The sequence below is a fragment of the Streptomyces sp. NPDC000941 genome (genome assembly GCF_053599555.1).
The window spans coordinates 1-2,344 of sequence record NZ_JBSFMM010000500.1 but is presented as its reverse complement, the minus strand read 5'-3'; the positions used below and the strand labels follow the sequence as shown (position 1 = coordinate 2,344).

Genomic DNA, 2,344 nt, shown 5'->3' with positions numbered 1-2,344 from the left:
CGCCGCGCGGGCCGCCGCCCGCAGCGCCCGCCACCACTACCGCGCCGCCGAGGAGGCCGCGGACGAGACGGCGAGGGGGCCCGCGGCGGAGTTCCGCGAGGCTGTCCGGGACCGCCTCCAGGCCGCCGAGGAGGCGGCGGCGGCGAAGGCCCAGGCCGTCCGCGACGCCCTGTGGGCACAGCTCCTGGAGACCACCGCCGCGCAGACCGGGCAGCCGGAGGCCGAGCAGACCGAGGAGCGGTGGACCGCCGCGGACCAGCGGCTCGCCGAGGCCCGCGAGGAGCAGGCCGCCGCCGACCGCCTCGTCGCCGGCATCCGGCAGGACGAGCGGGACCGGCTCGTCACCGAGGCGCGGCGGGAGCGCGACGAGGTCACCGACGGGGCGGCCCGGCGCGTGGTGAGCGCCGACGACGCCGTCCAGGCCGCCCACCACACCCTGCGCACGGCCGAACGCGCCCGGGACACCCGGCTGGCGGAGCTGGCCAAGCAGCGCACGACCGCCGAGACCGCCGCCGACACTCTGCACCGGCTGCACGGCGAGACCAGCCGGCTGACCCGCTGGCACCAACTGCCCGACGACCCGGGCAGCGGCGAGGAGGGCGCGGTCCGCACCCGCGCCGGGGTGCCCGAACCCCGGCTCACGAGCGGAGAGCTGACGGGCGGAGAGCTGACGGGCCGGACAGGGACCACACTCCTGGAGACGGTCACCGAGGAATCCGAGGAATCCCCGGTCTACACCCCCGCCACCGTCCTTGCGGACGGCTCGCCCGCCCTGACCTCGCCCGACGGCACCACCCACCCGCTGCGCGACGTGCCCAAGGACGGCAAGTCCTTCTACCACGCGTTCATCGCCGCCCACGGCCGGATCACCGACGACGCCGACACCCTCCGCGGCCGGTACGCCGAAGCACTGGCCGCCCTCCCCGACGACTCCCCGCTGCTGGCCTACCTCGTCCCGGACGAGAAGGACACCTTCAGCGCGCCCGAGGTCGAGGCTGCCGGGCTCGACCTGGGCACCGGCACCCCCGAGCGCCGCGAGTTCGAGGCCTTCGGCGTGATCCCGCACTCGGCCGGGGACCTGCCCACCCCCGACCGGCGCCACCACCCGCTGACCCCGGCCCAGCGCCGCGGTCTGGCGGCCGCGCAGCTGCGCCGCCTGGCCGCCCACGTCAACAAGCAGACCTGGGACAACGCCGCCGCCGATCTGCTGCCCGCGCTCGCGGCCTGGATCCATGGCACCGTCGTCCGCGTCGTCCGCGACGACGGCAGCTTCCTCGACTACGCCCCGGACCCGGAGCGGCCGCTGCCCGAGGACGCCCCCCGGGTCGTCGTCCACCTCGCCGACGAGCGCTTCCGCGCCGTACTGCCGGACGAGGTGGCCGCGGGACCGGCCGCCCCCGCCCCGGCCACCCCCGCCAAGCCCCCGGCGGACGACGCGCTGCCCGCCCACGCCCACCGCCCGTGGACCTGGGAGGGCCTGACCGACGACGAGTCCGAGCCGGAGCCCAAGTACGACGCGGCATCGGACCTCAACCGGCTGACGGACCCCGATGGTTACGCGTACCAGCTCGTCGCGCCACCCGGCGACGGAAACCGCTTCTACGCCGCCCTGGCCATGGCCGTGAACGCGGCCGGGCTGCGCCTCCCCGACGGCGGCGAGTATCAACCCCAGGACCTGTCCTGGTCGGCCCGCCTGCCACTGCCCAGCACGGCGCGGCTCGACTGGCGGGCGACCTTCCGCGCCGGGGAGCTGGCGGTGGCCGGGATCGGGCTCACCGACGGCCAGCGGCGGCAGTTCGAGCGCAGCGGCGGCCGGCTGCCCTGGCTGCCCCTGCCGCTGACCCGGCAGCAGGAGGAAGGCCTCATCCGGGCCCAGCTGTTCGCGGCCCGGCGGTGGAACCGCCCCACCGCCCTGCTCGCGGCGGAACTCCTCGCCAGCCATCTGGACCTCCACCTGACCCTGGTGCACGAGAACGGCACGATCGACACCTTCGGCGTGGCGCGCGGTGAGGATGCCGGGAACGCCGTGACGGTGTACGAGCGCGGCGACGAATACCTCGCCGCGCTGCCCGAGGGGGACCGCAACCCCCGCCCCCCGCTCAACCACCGCACCACCAAGCCCCCGACGCCGCCCCGCAGGCCCACACCCCCGGAGATCGTGGTCCTCCCGCCCGACGGGCCGGAGGGCGCGAAGGGCGAGCCGAAGGCGCCGCCGACCGGCGACGGCCTCGGCCCCCGGAACGAGATCCCTCCCGTCCAGGACACCGCTGCCCCGCCCGCCCGGTCCGGCGAGCCCGCCGAGCCCGCCGAGCCCGCCGAGCCCGCGGCAGTGCGGCCGCCGGAC

The 2,344-nt window shown here is 77.1% G+C and carries 1 pseudogene; it reads left to right on the top strand.

The window, feature by feature from the left end:
- A pseudogene (locus tag ACWDSL_RS53055) lies at nt 1-2,344 on the top strand (hypothetical protein); the annotation flags it as partial.